The sequence below is a fragment of the Archangium violaceum genome (assembly GCF_016887565.1).
In the GTDB taxonomy this organism is placed as follows: Bacteria; Myxococcota; Myxococcia; order Myxococcales; family Myxococcaceae; genus Archangium; species Archangium violaceum_B.
In genome coordinates, this window is the sequence record NZ_CP069396.1 from 61,876 (window position 1) to 81,521 (window position 19,646).

Consider the following 19,646-nt stretch of genomic DNA (forward strand, 5'->3'; position numbering starts at 1 on the left):
TCCGGCGCGGCCATCGCTCGTCATTGTGTTGGAGTGGGGAGCGTGCAGAGGAGGGCAGGCCCCGTCATGCGCGGAGCTCGAGAGGTTGAACGCCGCCATCACAAATCCGCACCACCGACTCCGTCTTGAAGAACCGCGTCCGATGGGCGCCATCAACCACGGAGGAGAATGATGCGTAAGGCAATTACGGCAGTCCTCAGTGCGGGAGTCGCGGTTTTTTCGTTCAGCCAGGCGGCGCTGGCCGCTGGGGCGACGAGCGAGGCGAAGGTCGAGGTCGAGAAGGGTGCGCGCGGGGGGACGTGCGAGAACTGGCACTCCCCCGGAAGCGTCAAGTGGGGATACGCGCTCGGAACGGAATGCAAGTCGGGGCCGAATGCGACCGTCCACGGGTGGGTTACCGACAAGGACGCGGATGGGCAATGTGTCTACGTCCACGTCGACTTCGCGGCCTCGGGTCCACAGGACAGCAAGTGGGCGTGTCCCGAGGGGAAGAAGATCGAGTTCAAGCTCACCGGCAAGGGTGATGCGAGGAACATCTCGATTCGGCGTATTCCCGCGTAACGCGTAGGGCGAGGCCGCCGGGGCGGGGTGGGCCCGCCTCGGCGGCAGCACGGAGGGCCCTTGTTCATGCGGTCCTCAGGGCTCTCGAGTCCCCACCGCCAGACCGGGAAGAGTGGAGGGGTCAGGTGGATGCGAGGAGCGTCACGTCTGGCACTTCCCCCCTGAAGAGGAGGGGGCGGAGCTCCGCTGAGGTCTGCTGGAGGGCTGAGTTGAACGCACGAAGCACCGGTCCCTTCGCGTCTCCGATGAGCGGATGCAGCGCGGGCGCCGTCAGCCACAGCGTCAGTTGACGTGCTTTTCGGACTGCGGCGAGTGGCTGTTCCTCCGAGAGAGCATGCGGTCCGATGTGGCCCATGCGGAAGTGGGAGAGAATCCAAAGGTAGTAGAAGGCTTCGGCGAGCATTCCGAGCGCGACGTTGCCCTTCGCCTTGAGCTCGAAGAGATGAACGCTGTTCTCGTCCGCTGACACCCCCCAGACGTCGACCGCGGATTTCTGCCCAGGGGTGAGCTGTGTGGCGCGGCTCACCTTGCCCGAGTGGAACAGGCCGACTGGCAGTTGACGTTTCAGACACACCACGTTCCCGAAGTGTGCGTTGAATTGGTGAAGCAGTGAGCCGGGTCCCTCACCGGAGATGAAGAAGCGCTCCAGCGTGTCCTCCGGCTTCAGCCCCCGGCCCGGTGCGGTGCGCGCGTCCTCATCGACAGCCTGGTTCAGGCACATGCCGTGCTCGAACATCGCGGGCGCTTGGGTTGGCGGGCTGTCACCCCATTCCACCCGATAGAAGTCGCGGAAGAGGGAGGCGTATGCCTCGAGGAGGATGCGACTGCGGTTCCAATGCAGAATCTCTCGCGTCCCCTGGGCGGGGGCTGGACCTCGAAGCCGGACGACCGCCTGCCATGCGGTGCCCGTGCTCCGTTGCCACAGCGCCAGGCACAGGAGGAAGGCCGGCGCCGCGGGCAGATCCTCCTGCATGTTCTCGCAGAGGAGCCTCGTCGGGATGTCGAGCACCATCCTCGGAGGTGAGCCGGGCTCCACGGACCAGATTGGAGCCTGACCGTCTCTCCCGCCACGTGGGACCTCGATGCGTGGCCGCGTCAGGAGCTCACGGACGGGTTCCAGGACGAGCTCGTGAAACGAATCGCTGTGCATCTTTCTTCTCCTCGCGAGGTCACTGGCGGCGATCAAACACGGGCGAGCGCCGAAGCAGAAGTCAGAGGCGCCCAGGGCGGGTGGCCTCCTGTGGGCGGGCCCGGGAAGTGGGAGCCCGCCAACGAGAGCATGTCGGAGGACTCTCGAAGCTACCAGTCGCAGGTGACGGGGGCTCCGCAGGGTTGGGTGTATCGCGTGTGGAGGAACGGTGAGAAGGCCGACTTCGATGGTTACAGCCCCGCGGAGGGTGTTCTGCAGGACGGCAAGGCGTTCAACTACGCCAAGCACTTCGACAAGGACCTCAATCCCAAAGAGTATTTTCAAGGCGCGAAGAAGCTTCTTGAAACCGCCAGACGGCAGAGCAGGGTGGCCAATGGAGTTCCCATTCGGTGGTATGTGGCGGAACCGAAGATGGTCGGTATTCTCGAGAAGATGCTCGAGAAGGCGGGCCTTCTCGGTATCGAGGTGGTCTACCAGCGGGCTGTGCGGTGAGGGGTCCACATGACGGAGAGATACTATGCGGGCGTCTACTGGCCGGCCCGGCTCGAATCCGCGGAGGAGTGCGCTCGGCGCTCGGTGACTTTCTTTCGCCTCCTGTCGCAATGCGATGAGATTTACGCTCGTTGGTATGAGCAGGGGGACTCGATGGAGGACGCGCTCCAGCGTGAATTCACGCCGGACTACGCAACCTTCCTGCGCTTCTTTCATCGGGAGGAGAACCAGCTCGGCAGGGATGGTTTCAGCCTCGGGGCCTGGACAGGGCACGCGGAAGACGGGCGAGGGGGCATGGTGAGCCTCACCTGTGGAGATGCATCCGGGGCATACCCCAACTGCTGCCTGCTTTATCTCCCGCGGACGGAAGTCGAGCCAGAGGGCCCGCGTGTGGTGGCAGCTCCCGTCCTGGTGAACGTGCTGCGAGCCATGGTGCTCGCGTGGGAGCCGCTCCTGGGTGTCATCGCCACGGATGAGTTTCGTCACGCGCTGAGGCCCAGGAGAGACCCCAGGGGCTTCTCCGGGTGGCTCATGTACCTGTCCCGAACGCGCGGGGAGGTGCCGCCACTGCCGCCACCCGTCCGGGTCGAGCCAGTAGAGGACAAGGGCACGCTGATCGTCCTCGGGCCAGAGCGACTCAGCGCTTCCAACCCAGAGCACCTCTCGCTCGGTCGCAAGGTCCAGGAGGTATTGGACTCGAAGGAGCTACTTCGCCCGGTGCTCTCGTAGCGGCCGCGTGACTCCCAACATCCACTACGAGGACAGAGAGCCAAGGCGAGCGGCTGGAACTGCCCAGTCATGCCATCTATTGGCCCGGTTCCAAGATGACTCCAGGCCCGGGCGGGGATGGAGGGCAGTCCCAAAATGGCATTCCGGCACTGCCATTCTGGGATACCCGAGCGGGGCTCCCCGAGGGCCGCGCCTGGGGTCTTCAGAGGGAGAACCCGGGAGGAAGGAGGTGTGGCACGTGCCGTGCTCAACGGCGTCGGGACGGGAAGGCGAGCCCGCCTTCACCCCCTGAAAGGAAAGACCCCATGAACGTGCAGCTCCGCGCCATGCCCAGACGCCACACGGCGCTCTCGCTCCTCGGAGTGCTCCTGGCCTGCCTGGTGCTTGCCGCCTGCGGTGGGAATCAGCCCGCGCCGCGCATCCGGAAGAATGCCAGACACATGACGGCCGAGGAGAAGCAGGACTTCGTGGACGCCGTCCTGAAGCTCAAGGCGACGCCCTCGCCCTACACGCCCGGCATCTCCTACTACGACCAGTTCGTCGTCTTTCACAAGGAGGCGTTCAACTACAGCATGCATCCGGACCACCACGTGGCCCACGCCCATCCGACCATCTTCCCCTGGCACCGGAAGATGTTGTTGCTCTTCGAGGACGCGCTGCGCGAGGTGAGTGGCAAGGACATCACCATCCCCTACTGGGATTGGACGGATCCGGAGAGCACCCAGGCCATCTTCTCCGAGTCCTTCATGGGCACCGCGGGAGATGCCAGCCAGGAGTACGCGCTGACGAACGGCCCGTTCCGTAAGGGGAACTGGACGGTCAATATCTTCTCAGACAGGCCGGAGGGAAAGACCCAGACGCCGCATCCCCATCTGGTGCGAGCCATTGGCCGCTACGAGGCGGACGTCAACGACACCATCCACCTGCCCACGGCCGAGGAGGTGGAGCGGGGCCTGCGAATCCCCACCTTTGACGTGGCGCCGTGGAACGACAAGTCCCCGAGGGATCAGAGCTTCCGCAACTACCTGGAGGGCTTCGACCCGGATCGCCCGGGGTACTTCCACATGCACAACATGGTGCACACCTGGGTGGCGGGCCACTTCCGCCTGGAGGACGGCTCCGAGCGGTGGGGGACGATGGGGGCGCCGGATGTGTCGCCCAATGATCCGGTGTTCTACCTCCACCACGCCAACGTGGACCGCATCTGGGCGCAGTGGGAGGAGCAGCACCCGGGAGTCTATGCCGACGGCGGCGGACACTCCTCGCACATGGACATGTATCCCTACGGGGAGTACTCCAATGAGCGCATGTCCGCGCACGGCCTGAGCGCCCTCTCCATGCTCGGCACGCGGGAGCTCGGGTATCTCTACGAGTGAGGGGGCTCGACGGCGGGTCAGCGCTCCAACTCGCGCAGGAGGGCGTCTCGTTCCGCGACGAGCTTCTTCGAGTTGATGGTCTTGCGAATCAAGCGGCGGGCATGCTCCCGGGTGACCGCGTCGTTCAGGCGAGGGAGCCAGTGGGTGCGCAGTCCCTCGAGCTGTTGCCGCTGGGTGCGTCCCTCCGAGCCGAGCCACTGTTCCAACTCGATGACGAGCGCCGGCGGGGGAGGGGGTGGGAGCCTCACTCCTTCCGCTTCTGGCTTTGGCGTGTAGCGCCGTGCCGCCCAGTCCTCGGGGAGCGGGCCCCACGTCTCGGCCTGGGCGCGCAAACCGAGCCGGGCCTCCTCCAGGTACTTCTCCTGGCGCGGGTCGGAGAGCACCTTCCACGCGACGAGCCTTTCCCGCATCGCGTGGCGTCCGTCCGACTCATCGTGGACTTCCTCTCCGAGCTCGGCCGTACCCCACACGTCGAATTGGTGATTGTGGGAGAAGACGGCGCTCTGGATGTACGCGTCGCCGAAGACGTACGTGCCGTGCGGTTCGTCCTCCCCGAGCAGGCGCCGGACGCGGAGCTCCCCGAGGACCACGAGATAGCCGCTCGTGAAGAGCGTCTGGGCGATCAGGTTGCCTCGGACGAAGACGAGCCCGTCGACATTCTCCAGCCAGCCGTCGACGAGCAGGTCACCGTCGACGAAGGTCGCGCCACGAGGGTTCTCGAGAGCGAGCGACGCGAAGCGGCCGCCCGAGAACAGACCGGCCCCGCCGTGGGAGAACCCAGACGAGAGGACCTGGGCATCGACATCCATGCCGAGCCGGGCCCCGCGGCTTCGGAAGAACGCCTGGTACGTGCGCAGCCAGGCAGCGGCTTCGTCCGGCGGCAGCCAGCGTTGCAGGGGCAGCATTCGGAGTCCTTCCTCTTACGAGCCCTGGGGCGGGCGGTTCTTGGAGCGGCGAGCCAGCCAGTTGCGGAGGAAGGCCTTCACGGCGGGGTGCTGGGACTCGCGGACCACGTCCGGCGGGCCCACCGCGACGATGAGGCCCTCGTCCATGATGGCGAGGGTGTCGGCCATTCCGAAGGCGGACGCCACGTCCGGCGTAATCACGAGCGAGGTCGCCCCGAGCTGCTGCTTGCCGGTGGTGATGATCTCATTGACGGCCGCGGTGGTGAGCGGATCCAGACCGGCCGTGGGGTCGTCGTAGAGGAGGATCTTCGGCTTGAGGATGGTGGCGCGCGCGAAGCCCACGCGCTTCTGCATGCCGCCGGACAGCTCGCCCGGAAAGCGCGTGGTCGCGTGGGACAGGCCCACCTTGGCCAGCGTCTGGTTCACCGTCTCCTCTATCTCCTTCTCGGACATCTGGGTGCGCTCGCGCAGCGGGAAGGCCACGTTGTCGAAGACGGTGAGCGAGTCGAACAGGGCATTGGCCTGGAAGAGGATGCCCTGCTTGCGGCGCATCTGGTTGAGCGTGGCCTCATCCATCTTCGCCACGTCCTGCCCCTCCACGAGCACCGTCCCCCGGTCCGGCTTCAGCAGTCCCATGATGTGCTTCATCAGCACCGACTTGCCCGAGCCGGAGATGCCCATCAGCACGCAGGTGGTGCCCTCGGGCACCACGAGGTCCACGCCCCGCAGGGCCTGGTTGTCGCCAAAGGACTTGTGGAGGTCCCTCACCTCGATGGCCAGCGTGCGTGTCGGCGGGCCGTTCGTGTCGCTCATCGCCCGTCACTATAGGAGGGCCTCGTGAGGTGTGCCCCCGGTGACTGCTGTCACCACCCTGGTGACGGCAGTCACCGGCCGGAGGGCTGCCAGCCGTCCTCGGGCTTCATCTGGGGGCGATGTAACCCCTCGTAACGACAGGTGTCTGGTCTCCGTGGGGCGTTGGTACGCCCCATGCAGTAGGGGTCAGGCATCGGACGCACCCACCCCCTCGAAACCCTCCACTTCAAGGACCCTCCGCCATGAAGATCCGCTCCAAGTCGTTCCCCTCCCTGCCCCTGCCCAAGAGCACGCCCTCCACGTCCAAGTCCCTCAGCGCGCCCTCCACGCCCAGGAGCCAGATCCCCTCGCTGCGCGACGACTTCGTGACCCCGCGCTCGGTGCCCACGCCCGAGCAGCTCAAGAATGGCAAGACCAACCTCAAGCCCACCGACTACGGCACCGTGCACCCGGATCTGCCGGGCATCCGCACCCGCCGCGATGGGGATGCGGCGCACCAGTTCACCGATCTGACCACGGACGCGCGGCAGTCCGCGCACCGGCTGATGGCGGAGCCCAATGGCCGGCGCATGCTGGAGGAGCTCAACGGCCGCACCTCGGCCGTCAACCCCGGCAAGGTCGGCACCCCGGACAAGCCGCTGACGGTGGCGGACATCTACTCGGGCCGCAACGCCGGCATGCCCATGTCGCACAAGCCCCTGCACGACGGCACCTACGAGTCCGCCCAGAAGGCGTACCGCTACGACGGCAAGCCGGGCGCCGGGCAGGCCAGCCACATCAACTATGACGAGACGGCTCCCAGCGCCAACCGCTTCAACAGCCTGGGCCACGAGAGCGTCCACGCCTGGCGCGCGTCCAATGGCCTCCAGGTCAGCCCGCTGGAGATCAGCCCCCGGCGCAACGACCCGGTCATCCGGGACAACCCCAAGCTTGTCGGGGATGTGATCGGCCACCACTCGCACCTGCGGGAGGAGTTCGAGACCGTCGGCATGAAGCCCACCCCGCACGCGCCCAATGGCTGGGCGCCCAACGAGAACCTCATCCGCGCCGAGCACGGCCTCCCGCAGCGCAATGACTACTCGGGAGAGACCCCGGCCAAGATCGACGAAATCCTGCACAACATCGACTCGAAGACGGACGACCGCAGCTGGTTCGGGAAGAAGTTCGGCAACGAGCCCTCCCCCGTGGGCAGCCTCGTCGACCACCTGGAGGGGTAGAAGGTTCTTCCACACATCCACGCTCTTCCTCGAATCCAAAGAAACAGGGTCTCACTTGATTTGAAAGTGATATTCCTGGAATATTCCGCTCCCAGGCTTTCAGAGGGGAGCGCATATGCGGGATTCGAGGAACGAGTTCGCCAGGTCCGGAAGGCTGGCGGGATGGATGTCGGGGCTGATGGCGGGTCTGCTGCTCACGCTGGGGGCATCCCCGGCGTGGGCGAAGAAGCCGGAGAAGGGGGCCACGGCCGCCATGGCGATGCCGGCGGGGCCGTACTCCCAGTACACGCTCCAGGAGGGCTACAACTGGCGGCTCGTCCAGTCCTCCGGCTACGCCGAGGACGGGCGGTACTTCAGCGAGCCGATGTACATGATCCAGGACGTGAACGGCCTCTACAACGCGCCGATCCCCGAGAGCGTGCGGCAGGACCTGCTCAACTCGGTGGATTCAGAGAGCACGGCCTTCGCGCTCAGTCAGAACATCCTCAACGAGATCGCCATCTCCGAGCAGCAGGGCTACCTCACCCCGGCGCTGCAGGCCATCGCCGAGCCGATGGACTACTACGACGATGGCACCGGTCCGGACCCGTACGACCCGTATGATCCGTACGAGCCGGTTCCGTACGAGCCCGTCCCGTACGAGCAGCAGGCCCGGCTCTTCGGGCGGTGCGACGACAAGGTCATCAACAAGAGCCAGAGCTTCAACATCAGCACGCCGCTCAACAGCAGTTTCGGCACGGGCGGGAGCTTCTCGGGCAACATCTCGCTCACGGGCAACGCGCAGGCCACGGCGACGGGCGACATCCGGGTCCGGCTCAAGCGTTTCAAGATTTTCGGCGTGTGCATTCCGGATGGCGTCCGGTTCGACTACGCGCACGCGTATGGCAACGCGGTGGTGAACTACGGCACCACGCTCAGCGGCTCGGTGAACTACGCCACCTCGCAGCCGTGGGAGTGGCAGATCGCCAAGCCGTTCCTCTTCTCCTTCGCCTTCTTCATCGGCCCCATCCCGGTGTACGTGGGCTTCAACCTGCCCATCACCGCGGGCCTGTCCCTGAGTGCCAGCGCGTCCGGCTCCATCACCTACAATGGCGCGCAGGCCGCCACGGGCTCCTTCGACTACACCTGCACGCTGGACGGTTGCAGTGGCTGGTCCAGCTTCTCCTCGAGCAACCTGCAGGCGCCGACGACGCTGAGCGGCCACGTGACCGGGCGCATCCAGCCCACGCTGTACGCGCAGCTGGCCATCCGCGGCTATCTCTATGACGAGGGCTTCGCCTATGCGCAGGTGGGCGTGCGTCCCTACCTGTACGGCGACCTGTGGGGCTACTACGGCAACCAGTGCGGCGACGCGGACGGGGACGGCATCTTCGAGACGGTGGATGCGCTGACCTTCGATCTGGACTGGCAGGTCTACGTCACCGCGCAGGCGGACTCGTTCCTCACCAGCGAGAAGCGGTGGAACCTGTGGAACAACTCGCGCGGGCACCTCAACTTCTGGGACCTGCTGAGCTCGGGCTCCAGGGCGGTGCAGCCCATGCTGCTCGGCTCGGCGACGGTGCCCGCGAATGTCGCGCAGACGTACAGCGCCCGGATGCGGCCCTGCTGGCCGTATGGGGACACCGTCAACTACCAGCTCGGCTGGGGTGATGGCTCCACGTCGTACCCGAGCGGCGCGCCCGCCTCGCCGGTGTCCGTGTCGCACGCCTGGTCGTCCACCGGGGCGAAGGGGCTCTCGCTCATCGCGCGCAATGACTCGCACGGCCGCCAGTTCAACAAGACGACGTCGCGCACCATCCAGGTGACCACGGGTGGCGGCACCGCCACGCACTACGGCATGACGTGGAAGGTGCGGCAGACGAACGGCGCGTACGTCAACGTGGGCACCGACAGCATCACCAATGCCTACAACGGTGACACGAGCCCCTCCACGTCGCTGCCCATCCTGTGCCTCTACAAGGACGGACGGGCGGCTCCGTCGGGCATCACCCTCGACTTCTACAACGGCTGGGCGGGCGGCGTGGTCAAGCTCAGCGCTCCCGTGGCGGGCTCGATGCTCACCTCGCGGGGCGCCGCGGACACCATCTGCTCCAACACCTTCGGTGCCGGCTACCGGATGGCGGAGTTCCACGATGGCAATGGTGGCTGGGGCTTCTGGGCCCAGGGCACCCTGAGCACCACCACCCGCTTCTGGGTGGCGATCAATGATCAGCCCGCCAACCCCTGGAACTGAGGGGTGAGGCTCGCATGCTCCCGGGCTCCAACCCGGGAGCACGTCCCCGGACGCGAGAGCGAGCGGCTCAGTTGCACTGCACGGCGTCGATATCGACGAAGGTGTTGATGGAGGCGTCGCTCTTCGTGCCCGTCGCGGAGATGTAGATGCCGTAGCTGTTCCCCACGTAGGGGATGTTGACGGTGTACGCCTGCTGGCGGTTCACGCCGGTGGCATACAGGTCGACCACCGTCTCGTAGATGACCAGGCCCCAGGAATCCTCCATCACCTGGATGCGCGCCTTGCCGCGGTTGTAGGCCGAGGTGAAGTAGTAGGTGAAGTTGGCGGTCTGGTAGGGAGTCGGCTGGCACCAGATGGAGGCGCCCGAGCCCGCGACGCTCGTCAGGTGTTGCGTGCCGTAGATGGCCCCGGAGACTCCCGTGTCCGCCGTCCAGGTGCCACTGCTGTAATCCCACCACGGGTGACTGTCGTCATACAGGACGGGGGCGGCGGCCGAGACGGCGGGGATGCCGAGCATCAGCGGAAAGAGCAGCTTCGCAAGACTCGAACGGACCACGGTGTTTTCTCCAGGCTTTGGATGGCGGGGAATGTCCTCGCGACCGGGCTGGATAGGCGTGTCCGGACAATGCGTGACAGCCTTCGGAAAAAGAACCGCCCCGCGCCCGGTGTGGAGCCGGGGGCAGGGCGGGGCTCACCGCGAGCGCGGTGGGCTACGGATTACTGTCCATCGGGGCCGGTGGAGGGGCCCGGGTCGCTGGTGCCGGTGGTGCCGCACAGGCTGTGGCCGGTGCACAGCTGCATCGCCTGCGGCCAGCGCTGATCCGGCTCCACGGTGGTGCCCACGGGGACGGCCGCGCCGTGGGCGCTCTTGATGAGACCGTCCGCCGGGTTGGCGCGGTTGAGGATGGGGTCCCCCACCGTCTGCTTCACGTAGTGGTAGAAGCACGCGGGCTGCACGGGGGCGAGCGCGTCGCGGCGCCGCGTTCCGTTGTCGAAGTAGCCGCACTCGAAGCGCTCCAGCGTGGTGCCCGTGGCGTTCGGATCCACCGGCAGCACCGACGAGGCCCGGCGGTGGATGGAGCTCACATCCATCGTCTGCTGCCGCCGGCCCGTGGACTGGTAGGCGGTCCAGTCGAGCTCGAAGCCGGCCGGAAGGCGGTCGTTGCCGAAGATGACGGCCACCTTCGAGCCGGGGCCCACCACGCCCACGCCATTGATGGTGCGGGAGAAGATGACGGTGCTGGCGCTCACCTCCTGGATGAGGGGGGCGGTGGAGGCATCCGCCTGCCGCTCCTCGATTTGATGCTCCGTCTTGAGCGCCTCGAGCGTCTCGCCGGTGCCGACCAGCACGTAGCGGCCGAGCTGCTCGGTGATGAAGCGGCGGCCGAGGGCCTCCAGGTCCGTGTTGCTCAGCCGGGAGGAGAGCGGGACGGTGCGGCCGGCGTCCAGGGCCACGGGGTTGCGGTAGCGCACGGAGGTGCCATCGCCGTAGACGGTGAGCTGCCAGCCGCTGTCGCCCACGTAGCGGATGCCGTCGCGCTGGAGGATGATGGAGTAGTTGCCGGCGGTGGTGATGCCGGAGGTGGAGCCGCGGAACTGCGCCACCAGCTCATCGGCCACCACGCGGGCGCCGCGGCCCTCCGCGCGCTGCAGCACGGGGAGGACGGCGCCCTGGAGGCCTACCTCGCGCGAGTTGGCGTTCAGGTTGCGCCGGTAGGGGTAGTCCGCCGCCTGGGCGGTGGAGGGAGCGCCGGCGAGCAGCAGGGCGCATCCGAGCAGGCCGGTTCCGGCCACGTTGAGCACACGTCGGGTGTTCATGAAGTTCATGACGTTCGAGCCTTCGATTCAGAAAGGGTTGGGAAGTGGAGAGCGCTCCAGGCGGAGCACTACAGGTTCGACCAGCGCGTGCGGCAGATCCACGTGACGGCACCATCCACGCGGCGCGGGTAGTTGGTGAAGTTGGTCCACTTCATGTTCTTCAGGCGCGAGAGGCAGTCGCTCTCGCCAGTGCCCGAGGCCATCACGGCGGGGTCCTGGTCCGCGTGCCAGTCCGAGGTGGCATCACGCCACGCGTAGCGGATGGTGGCGCCGCCCTGCAGCTCGTCGGCGTAGTCCTCACCCACCTCGTTGGTGGTGATGCCGTCGTAGAGCTTGTCCCAGCTGCCCGTCACGAAGCGCAGGCCGCCGCGCAGGGTGTTGGCCCACCGGGAGATGAGCTTGTTGTCCCCGTTGTAGAGCGTCGCGCAGGCGTAGGTGGACAGGATGCTCAGGCCGGTGGACTCGTCACCCAGGCGCATGTTCTTCGTGTTGGCCAACGAGCCCTGGTCCCACATCGCGTACACCGCGCCGTCCGACCAGGCGCCGCCATGGGTGTTGAGGAAGACGTGGTCCACCGTCTCCGCCCCGGAGCTGTCCAGCGAGTTCTCGAGGAAGGGCCTGGCGCCCTTGAGGTTGTAATAGAAGGACTGGGTGTCGGTGTCGTTGAGCTCGTCGTTGAACCAGCTGCAACGCTCGTGGGACTCGGACAGCGTTTTCTGCCAGCCGTTCTGGTACGACTCGGTGCAGAAGGTGCCGAAGGTGCGGCCCAGGGTCTGGGCCACCTGTCCCGTCGCGGCGGCCTCCACTTCGGGCTGCGCGTCCAGGACCTCGGCCGGGCCGCAGGCCGTGAGGCCCAGCGCGGTGGTGGTGCACAGCAGCGACAACCCTCTCCACTTTCCAATGCGGTTCATTGCTCGTTCCTCCGTGCGGTGGCCCCCCCGCCACCGCTTCGTGCCTTTCGACGGAGAGAACGAGCCCCGGGGAGGATCTTCCCGGGGGATTTTCCGGAGCAATTCCCGGCGCCGCTACGTCAGGAGGTGGCGCCCGTCAGCGAGACGGGCGGAGGCCCGAAGCGGTTGAGGCCGGGCTGACCCTTGGAGAGGCCGACCCAGAGCAGGAAGGCGAAGCCGACCAGGAAGCCCAGGGCCATGAAGCCCATCGCGGCGCCCCAGGCGGCCATGGCGTTGCCCGCGGAGGAGGCATCGCCGCCACTCTCGTTCACGCGGGCCGCGCCCATCATGGCCATGCTCCCGGTCGCGATGGAGACGCCGACGCAGATGACACTGACGATGAACGGCGCCAGGAGCAGCCAGGCGCTCTTGCCCATGTCGTGCAGCCGCTTGGAGTGGATGCAGATCTGCGGCCAGAACAGCAGGAGCCCGAGCAGCTGTCCGATGAAGGGGATGATCTGCAGCACGGCGCTCGCCACCATGACGATGAGGAAACCAATCCAGAAATCACGCCGGCCGATACGGCCCTGCGGCGTCAAGAAGAGCGTCTTCCAATCCATGTGAGCTCCGAGGAGGAGTCGGTGTTTCGAGGGACCCTACAGCATCGACACCTGTCGAGGCGCACATCGACCTCGACAAGCGCGGCGGCATCTGGGCGCACGCCGCGTCGACGCTGTGGCGCGAGGGCCAGCAGTAGGCGCGACAGGCGGGCCCGCCGGGGAGGACGCGAGGCCCCGGCGGGTCGCGCGTCGCGCTCAGGGCGCGTTGGGGTCGCCCACGCCCTTGAAGGGATTGAACGTGTACGTCGTGGAGAAGCGCGAGGACGGGCTGAAGTAGTACGCCGAGAGCTTCGCCGGGTCGGTGGCGATCTCCCCGCGCTGGATGGAGCCGTCGTCGCCGTCGTCCCAGCCCCAGGGCGCGTTGGCCGAGTTCGAGGAGCACAGGCCCGCGATGAGGCCGCAGCCACCGCTGGTGTCGCCGCGGAACGTGCCATCGGAGGAGAACAGCTCGGAGAGGCCGCGGCGCGTCCAGAGGCCCTCGGAGCCGTAGAGGTCGATGAGCTTGTAGCGCACGTCGGAGTCGGAGGCCGACGAGGGCTCCTCGGCGGTGGTGAGCGAGGGGTAGTACTTCACGCCGTCGCCGACGATGTCATAGGCGGGCCAGGCCTTGAGGCCGTGACCCTTGGCCTCCTGAGCGGTGATGGGGTGCTGGACGCCCTCGAAGGTGGCGAAGGACAGCTTGCCATCGGACGACTCGGCGCCGGAGGTGATGGGGCTGCCATCCGGCAGGAACGAGAAGAAGTCCTTGTGCGCCACGGTGACGGCGCCGATGAGCTTGCCGTACTCGGTCCCATCGCGCTCGACGATGAGCAGCACGCCCTCGCCATCGTTCTCGTGCTCGGTGTCGAAGATGGTGTCGGACCAGTCGCGCGGGTGGAAGAAGGTGTAGACGATGTACCAGTGCGAGCTGGTCTCCACCACCGACTGGTAGGCGTGAGCGGCGAGCGGCTTGGAGGCGGCGTTGTCCCAGTTGTTCGTTCCGCTCCAGTCGCCATCGAAGTTGACGCGGGAGATGTAGTCGGCCCGGCCGCTGAGGCTGTGCGAGCCCGTCACGTCCACGTCCTGGTAGTGGATGGGAGCCCAGCGCTTGGCGAGGGCGGCCCGGAACGCGGCCGAGCCGGCGCCGGTCGCGAGCGCCTCCCGGGTCTCTCCGGTGGTCTCTTCCAACGACGAGCTCGGCCCGCAGGCGGACAGCAACATCACGGCGAGGGGAACGACGGTGCGGCGGATGAATGGCATGGGGGGCCCTTTCTTTCGGGGGGGCCACCACTAAATGACTCCCGGCCGGACGGGGTAAACGGTTTTCGTGGTGTAACCTGGTTTTTACATTTTTACCTTTCTCGTGACATCCAACCGGTGGTCCTCGATGCCTCCGTGGAAGCACGTGGGTTGCGCATGCTCCCTCTCCCTCTGGGAGAGGGCGGGGGGTGAGGGTCGTCACCTGACCCATGTCCCAATTCCCATGCCTTGATTGGCGCGCCTGGCCTTGGAGGAATGAAGAGCCTGAATTGCGACCTTGGTCTCGGGGCGGCTGTTCTGTGGGGCCTGCGGTGCTACTGCGTCGGACATTGAGCAGGCGCTAACGTCCGTGGACAGCGTCGAGAACGCTCTGGAAAGAAGGACGGAGGAGGGCTCAGGTGAGGAGGAAGAGTCAGATGACCCCACGTTGGAAAGGTGACTGCCATGCCTGCTTTCGGATGTGCGAGGGCCAGCGCCAGTGGCCATTTCACCTGTGTAGACCGAGAACGTGACGCATGAACGAGGAGACAGACTGGGAAGAAATAAGAACGTTGGCGGAGCAGCTCGAGAGGGACCAACCGCTAGAGCGCAGTGCGGCAGTGTGCGATCTCTTGCGGCGTGTAGCCCGGCAAGTGGCGCTGTCGGATGATGAAGCCGCGCGGGGCCTGCTTTCTCCTTCGGACGCGGCAACCCTTGTGGGAAAGATTTCTCGGAGAATTCGCGTAGGCTCTCGGCGCTTGTCCCGCGCCATCGTGGACGCCAGCCGTCGTCGAGAGGCCGGGGATATACAGGGCGCGCGGAAGTTGTTCGAGGACGTGCTGACCGTCGAGGTCGTACCGCTGTACAGGGAGATTGCTCAAACGCAATTGAATGCGTTGGGGGAGTAGACGCTCGGTCTCCATTCCTGGAACGAGGCGCGCTCTACGCCGGACCGGCCTCGCCGACGCGCTGGATGAAGTAGTGCAGCTCCAGATACTTCCGGCCGAAGAACCACATCTCGTGGCGGGCTCGCAGCACCACCGCTGGGTCATCGCAGGGCGGCTCCGTCGCGGGCGTGCCCTCGGCGCTCCAGACCCAGATGGTCTCGTTGAGGGGCAGCCGCAGCGGGAGCAGCGGGTTGGCCAGGTACACGCCCTGGTCCCCGCCCGGCGCGTCCTCCTGCGCGCATGAGGTGAGCCGCAGCCCCGTGCCTCCCGGCGCGTCATGGTCCAGCCGCAGGACGCTGGTCATGTTGGAGAAGGGCAGGGGGAACGCGATGTTCATGTACCGCATCGCCCCGGCCACGTGGCTGGAGTAGGCGGCCACGTAGATGGGGCTCCCATCGCTCTCGTAGGTGCGGATCCACCCGCGCACGCGCTCGCGCCCATCCGCTCTGTCATCCACCGCGACGATGGTGCCCTTCACGCCGTGACGCTGGTGGTTCGCGGCGCTCGGCAGGACGAGCTGCTGCACCCGCCGCGCGAACCAGCCCCACAGCCGGCCGCCGAGCCGGAAGCCCGGCTTCCAGTCCGGGACGACCCAGAGCGTGTAGCTCGCGGTGTGCTCGTAGAAGCGCCGGACCTCGGGGGCCACCCGGAGCGGGTCGAAGTCTGGGCGCGCGTACTCGGAGAAGTCGTCCACGAGGCCCGTGGGGTGGCGCCCGTCCGGGGGCGCGAGGCGCTCGAAGAAGCGCGGGCCCGTGCGCCCGCGGGAGCTCAGTCGGCTGAACACCACGCCGGCCACGTTGGCGCGCGAGGCGGGATTCAGCAGGCGCATCCCGAGCAGCCCGAGCCCCACGAAGCCCAGCGCGTTCAGCGTGCCGTGGAAGCGGAGCATGGTGGGCAGCGCCACGAGGCTCGGGCGGAAGAGGCCCCAGAGCCCGGCGAGCGTAGTGGAAACGAGCACCGCGAGGCCCGAGCCGACCAGCAGCCCGCGGCCCGCGCCCCCGGAGCGCACCCGCGAGGCCCCCAGGAACAGGAGCCCCGCCACTCCGGGCAACAGGAGCATGTAGAGCGTCACGCCGAGCACCTCGAGGACGCGGTGGCCGGCGATGCCCGCGGCGAGCAGGGGGAAGGCCCCCATCAACCCCACGGTGATGACGGAATGGAGCCGCCAGGCACGAGGGACCGAGGCCCGGTGGGGCCAGAGGAGCCGGCCGAGCAGTCCCACGAGGAGCAGGGCCCCGAAGGCGGCGAAGTGGAAGTGGATGGCGGTGAGCAGCACCCAGAGTCCCTGGAAGCCCAGGAACGAGAAGTCCCCCAACCAGGCGAGCATCCAGACGGCGCCGCCCGGGAGGAACAGCAGGGCCCCGTCGAGGGCCAGCTCCTCCACGAGGAACGCGCTGCGCCCGGCCAGCCGCGCGAGTCCATGCAGCGCGGCGCAGACGGTGAAGAGCAGATAGGGCAGTCCCAGGGCGAGCCGGGCCTGCCAGGGCGACTCCAGGACGAACGCCGGCACGAGCGCCAGGGCCCCGATGGGCAGGAGGACACGGGCCAGCGTGTACAGCCGGGAGGCGCGCCCCCCGGAGCGCACGGGGACGGCGGTGAGTGGGAGGCCCAGCGGGACGAGCACGAGCGGCGCGAGCAGGAAGAGCGTCTGGGCCAGGAGGAACTCGTGAAACCCCTCCGTGGCCCACCGCCACACCAGCAGGGTGACCCAGATTCCCACTCCCACCACGGGCCCGCGCGTCATGGCTCACACCCTAACGCCGGTCACGGATTCCAGGAGTGGACCTCGAGCCAGTCGATCTGGAACAGGGCCTGGCTCACGGTGGGCCAGCGGTTGTTGTACACGCTGAGCATGAAGCCCACGTACATCTGCTCGTCCGGAATCCTCGCGGGGTCGGTGACCGTGCCCCAGACAACGCCGTCGACCTTGTAGACGAGCTTGTTCGGCGTCCACTCGACGCTCCACTCGTGCCAGTCGGTGCCCGCGGCCCAGCTCGGCGCGGTGTGCGTCTCCCAGGCGTCGCTCGGGCCGCAGCCGTAGTGCGTGAAGGCGCCCATCGGGTTGCGGTCGCCGTCGTGGTTGGCGTCGAAGTCCTCGAACCAGTCCAGCTCGCAGGGATGCGACTGGCTGTAGGTGCCCTGTCCCGGCCTCGGCCACAGCAGGGCCGCCAGCGTGACGTCCGGGGCGTTGTCGACCCGCAGGCGGGCCACGACCTTGCCGTACTGGATGAACGGAGCGTTCCATCGGTTCAGGCTCGCCCAGCCGGTGGTGTAGCCACCCGAGTTGCGGAACGCGAGGTTCAGAGAGCCGTTGCCCACCCAGGTGTTCTCATTCGTCACCCAGCTGTTCTGGTATTGGAAGCCGCTGTCCGGGTTCCAGGCGGACAGGTCCAGGGCCGCGTTGAAGTCCTCGCGGTAGATGCGGGTGAAGGTCCCCGGCACATCCCCGCCCGGGTCGCCACCACCGCCGTTGGGGTCGATGAACTCGACGGTGAAGGTCTCCCAGCCCTGAGCGGAACCGGCCGCGCAGGTCAGGGTGCCGCCGCCGCCATTCAAGGCCGAGCAGTAGGAGCCATTGAAGGCCTTGAGGGCGACCTGGTCTCCCGTGTGGATCTTCCCGCCCTGGTGCCAGTTGTTGAGCTTCTCGACGGTGAAGGTCTCCCAGCCGAGCTGGTTCGTCGTGCTCGCGTTGACGACGCCGCATGAGGTGTCCCAGAGGTCCCAGCTGCCGCCACAGGCGGTTTGCAGGAAGTGGGTGCCATCGTTCGCGCGGAAGTTGACCTGACTGCCATGCCAGAGCTCCCAGGACTCGCTCTGGTTGAAGACATCCAGATACTCCCAGGCGCCGGGCCTCGCGCCCTGGATCTGGACGTCCGAGCCACCGCCGTTCATGGCGGAGACATAGACGCCATTCATCGACTTCAACACGATTCTTCCATTGGGAAGACCCGAGGCGGCCCGGGCCTGGCTCGAGGCCAGCAGGAGGCAGAGAGCGCTCAAGAGGGAGCACGGCAAAGACATCTGCCAGCGGGCGGACGTACGCATGACCATGAAGTTCCTCGAGGTGAAAGTCTTTCCACGGAGGGCGGAGGCGAGGCTTCGGCTGAAGACAGACGGACTCGTCCGCCATCCGGGTTTTGCTTGGTAATGGGAACTTGCCTGGGAATCAAATTTTAAGACTCTGGGACAGCCCACCATTGAACACTACAGGGCGGCGTGGACCGGAGGCCGGCGGGAGGCCCAGGGCCGGGCGCGCTCGAGCTGGGCCGCGAGGCGGAACAACGTGGCCTCGTCACCCCAGCGGCCGGCGAACTGGACGCCGATGGGCAGTCCGTCGCTCCAGTACAGCGGCACCGACATGGCGGGCTGGCCGGTGAAGTTGAACAGCGCGGTGAAGGGGCAGAAGGTGAAGATGCGGTCGATCCATTCCTCGGCGGTCATCCGGACATTGGCGTCCACCACGCCGAGCTTGTAGGGCGGCACGGCCACCGTCGGCGTCAACAGCAGGTCGTAGCCGGTGAAGAACCGGCCCACCGCGCGCGTGACCTGGTTCACCGTCGCGAACGCGAGCTGCAGCTCGGTCGCTGTGAGGCCGCGCCCGTACTGCACGGTGGCCCAGGTGGTCGCCTCCAGCGTCTCCTCGGGGGAGCGCCCGGTCGCGGCGGCCATGCCTCCCACCCAGACGGCGAGGTTGGAGCTCCAGATGACGGTGTTGGCGTGGTTGAAGCCCGAGGCGTCGAACTGGGGCGAGGCCTCGACGACCTCGTGGCCCAGCTCCTGGCACAGCCGCGCCGCGTCCTCCACGGCGGCGACGCACTCGGGGCTGACGGGCACGCCGGAGGGGGGAACGCGGGAGAGCGCGATGCGGAGGCGTCCCGGCTCGCGCTCCAGCTCCTTCAGGTAGGGGCGCTCGGGGGCTTGAATCTGGTACGGCTCTCCCACGTCCGGGCCCAGGGTGGCGTCGAGCATGGCGGCGCTGTCGCGCACCGAACGGGAGACGACGTGCTCGATGCCCAGCCCGTTCAACCCGTCGGCGGCGTCCGGTCCGATGGGCGTGCGGCCGCGGGTGGGCTTGAGGCCGAACACGCCGCACAACGAGGCGGGGATGCGGATGGAGCCCCCTCCATCGTTGGCGTGCGCGAGGGGGACGATGCCGGCCTGCACGGCCGCCGCCGAGCCGCCGCTGGAGCCGCCGGTGCTGTACTCCGGGTTCCACGGGTTGCGCGAGGGCCCGTGGAAGAGGGGCTCGGTGGTGACGTTGAAGGCCATCTCGGGGGTGTTGGTGCGGCCCACGGGGACGATGCCGGCCTGGCGGAAGCGGGCCATGAGCTCGGAGTCCTGGGGCATGACGAGACCCGCGGCGAGCCGGCTCCCCATCTCGCAGGGAACGTTGGCGGCGTGGAGGACGGCGTCCTTGAGGAGGAAGGGCACCCCGGTGAAGGGCCCCTGGGGCAGGCCTCGCGTCAGCGTGGCCCTGGCCTCGTCCCGCATGGGAGCGACGACGGCGTTGATGCGCGGGTTGACGCGCTCGATGGCCGCGAGCGCGGTCTGGACGAGCTCCTCGGGGGTGACCTCCTTGCTGCGCACGAGCTCCGCCAGTCCGAGTCCATCGTACTGCGTGTATTCGTTCAGCTTCATGGCGAGGGGTTCCTTTCGCGACCGGGACGGTGAGCCTCC

18 protein-coding genes are annotated in these 19,646 nt (G+C 67.3%); 7 read left to right on the plus strand and 11 right to left on the minus strand.

Annotated elements, in window-relative coordinates; genetic code table 11:
• Positions 1-168: 168 nt before the first annotated feature.
• A complete protein-coding gene (locus JRI60_RS00315; protein ID WP_204223802.1) occupies positions 169-561 on the plus strand; it encodes a hypothetical protein in 393 nt (130 codons plus the stop codon).
• A 121-nt stretch (positions 562-682) separates the two neighbouring features.
• Here the strand turns inward: JRI60_RS00315 and JRI60_RS00320 are convergent, their stop codons facing one another.
• On the minus strand, positions 683-1,297 hold the full coding sequence (locus tag JRI60_RS00320; RefSeq protein ID WP_204223803.1) for a hypothetical protein: 615 nt from the start codon (positions 1,295-1,297) through the stop codon (positions 683-685).
• A gap of 393 nt (positions 1,298-1,690) precedes the next feature.
• Here JRI60_RS00320 and JRI60_RS00325 point away from each other — a divergent pair, with 393 nt between their 5' ends.
• The 3 genes from JRI60_RS00325 (at position 1,691) to JRI60_RS00335 (ending at position 4,308) form a co-directional block, all read left to right on the plus strand.
• Positions 1,691-2,203, plus strand: coding sequence for a Tox-REase-5 domain-containing protein (locus JRI60_RS00325; protein ID WP_204223804.1), 513 nt, complete (start codon positions 1,691-1,693; stop codon positions 2,201-2,203).
• 9 nt (positions 2,204-2,212) lie between these two features.
• Positions 2,213-2,932: an Imm52 family immunity protein gene (locus JRI60_RS00330; protein WP_204223805.1), complete on the plus strand. Its 720-nt coding sequence runs from the start codon at positions 2,213-2,215 to the stop codon at positions 2,930-2,932.
• Positions 2,933-3,237: 305 nt separating this feature from the next.
• Positions 3,238-4,308 (plus strand): tyrosinase family protein, encoded by a 1,071-nt coding sequence (locus JRI60_RS00335; RefSeq protein WP_204223806.1) that lies wholly within the window; start codon positions 3,238-3,240, stop codon positions 4,306-4,308.
• Between the two features lie 17 nt (positions 4,309-4,325).
• On the opposite strand, the gene JRI60_RS00340 is transcribed toward JRI60_RS00335, so the two are convergent.
• Complete coding sequence (locus JRI60_RS00340) at positions 4,326-5,213, minus strand: hypothetical protein (RefSeq protein WP_204223807.1); 888 nt, start codon at positions 5,211-5,213, stop codon at positions 4,326-4,328.
• A 15-nt stretch (positions 5,214-5,228) separates the two neighbouring features.
• Positions 5,229-6,026 (minus strand): ABC transporter ATP-binding protein, encoded by a 798-nt coding sequence (locus JRI60_RS00345; protein ID WP_204223808.1) that lies wholly within the window; start codon positions 6,024-6,026, stop codon positions 5,229-5,231.
• Positions 6,027-6,268: 242 nt separating this feature from the next.
• Here JRI60_RS00345 and JRI60_RS00350 point away from each other — a divergent pair, with 242 nt between their 5' ends.
• Both JRI60_RS00350 and JRI60_RS00355 read left to right on the plus strand, forming a co-directional pair.
• Positions 6,269-7,243 carry a M91 family zinc metallopeptidase gene (locus JRI60_RS00350; protein WP_204223809.1) on the plus strand — a complete coding sequence of 325 codons (975 nt, stop codon included), beginning with the start codon at positions 6,269-6,271 and terminating at the stop codon, positions 7,241-7,243.
• 115 nt (positions 7,244-7,358) lie between these two features.
• A complete protein-coding gene (locus tag JRI60_RS00355; protein WP_204223810.1) occupies positions 7,359-9,476 on the plus strand; it encodes a hypothetical protein in 2,118 nt (705 codons plus the stop codon).
• 67 nt (positions 9,477-9,543) lie between these two features.
• Here the strand turns inward: JRI60_RS00355 and JRI60_RS00360 are convergent, their stop codons facing one another.
• The 5 genes from JRI60_RS00360 to JRI60_RS00380 all read right to left on the minus strand — a co-directional run bounded on the left by JRI60_RS00360 (position 9,544) and on the right by JRI60_RS00380 (position 14,043).
• Positions 9,544-10,032 carry a hypothetical protein gene (locus JRI60_RS00360; protein ID WP_204223811.1) on the minus strand — a complete coding sequence of 163 codons (489 nt, stop codon included), beginning with the start codon at positions 10,030-10,032 and terminating at the stop codon, positions 9,544-9,546.
• Positions 10,033-10,193: 161 nt separating this feature from the next.
• Positions 10,194-11,294 (minus strand): hypothetical protein, encoded by a 1,101-nt coding sequence (locus JRI60_RS00365; RefSeq protein WP_204223812.1) that lies wholly within the window; start codon positions 11,292-11,294, stop codon positions 10,194-10,196.
• Positions 11,295-11,362: 68 nt separating this feature from the next.
• A complete protein-coding gene (locus JRI60_RS00370) occupies positions 11,363-12,205 on the minus strand; it encodes a DUF6345 domain-containing protein (RefSeq protein ID WP_204223813.1) in 843 nt (280 codons plus the stop codon).
• Between the two features lie 119 nt (positions 12,206-12,324).
• The gene (locus tag JRI60_RS00375) at positions 12,325-12,804 is read right to left on the minus strand and encodes a DUF805 domain-containing protein (RefSeq protein WP_204223814.1); all 480 of its coding nucleotides are present in this window, start codon (positions 12,802-12,804) and stop codon (positions 12,325-12,327) included.
• A gap of 195 nt (positions 12,805-12,999) precedes the next feature.
• The gene (locus JRI60_RS00380; protein WP_204223815.1) at positions 13,000-14,043 is read right to left on the minus strand and encodes a hypothetical protein; all 1,044 of its coding nucleotides are present in this window, start codon (positions 14,041-14,043) and stop codon (positions 13,000-13,002) included.
• A 515-nt stretch (positions 14,044-14,558) separates the two neighbouring features.
• Between JRI60_RS00380 and JRI60_RS00385 the strand changes: the two genes are divergently transcribed.
• On the plus strand, positions 14,559-14,930 hold the full coding sequence (locus JRI60_RS00385) for a DUSAM domain-containing protein (protein ID WP_204223816.1): 372 nt from the start codon (positions 14,559-14,561) through the stop codon (positions 14,928-14,930).
• 34 nt (positions 14,931-14,964) lie between these two features.
• Here the strand turns inward: JRI60_RS00385 and JRI60_RS00390 are convergent, their stop codons facing one another.
• The 3 genes from JRI60_RS00390 to JRI60_RS00400 all read right to left on the minus strand — a co-directional run bounded on the left by JRI60_RS00390 (position 14,965) and on the right by JRI60_RS00400 (position 19,607).
• Positions 14,965-16,713: a YndJ family transporter gene (locus JRI60_RS00390; protein ID WP_204223817.1), complete on the minus strand. Its 1,749-nt coding sequence runs from the start codon at positions 16,711-16,713 to the stop codon at positions 14,965-14,967.
• A gap of 20 nt (positions 16,714-16,733) precedes the next feature.
• Complete coding sequence (locus JRI60_RS00395) at positions 16,734-17,969, minus strand: family 16 glycosylhydrolase (protein WP_204223818.1); 1,236 nt, start codon at positions 17,967-17,969, stop codon at positions 16,734-16,736.
• Between the two features lie 204 nt (positions 17,970-18,173).
• Complete coding sequence (locus tag JRI60_RS00400) at positions 18,174-19,607, minus strand: amidase (protein WP_204223819.1); 1,434 nt, start codon at positions 19,605-19,607, stop codon at positions 18,174-18,176.
• Between the last annotated feature and the right edge of the window lie 39 nt (positions 19,608-19,646).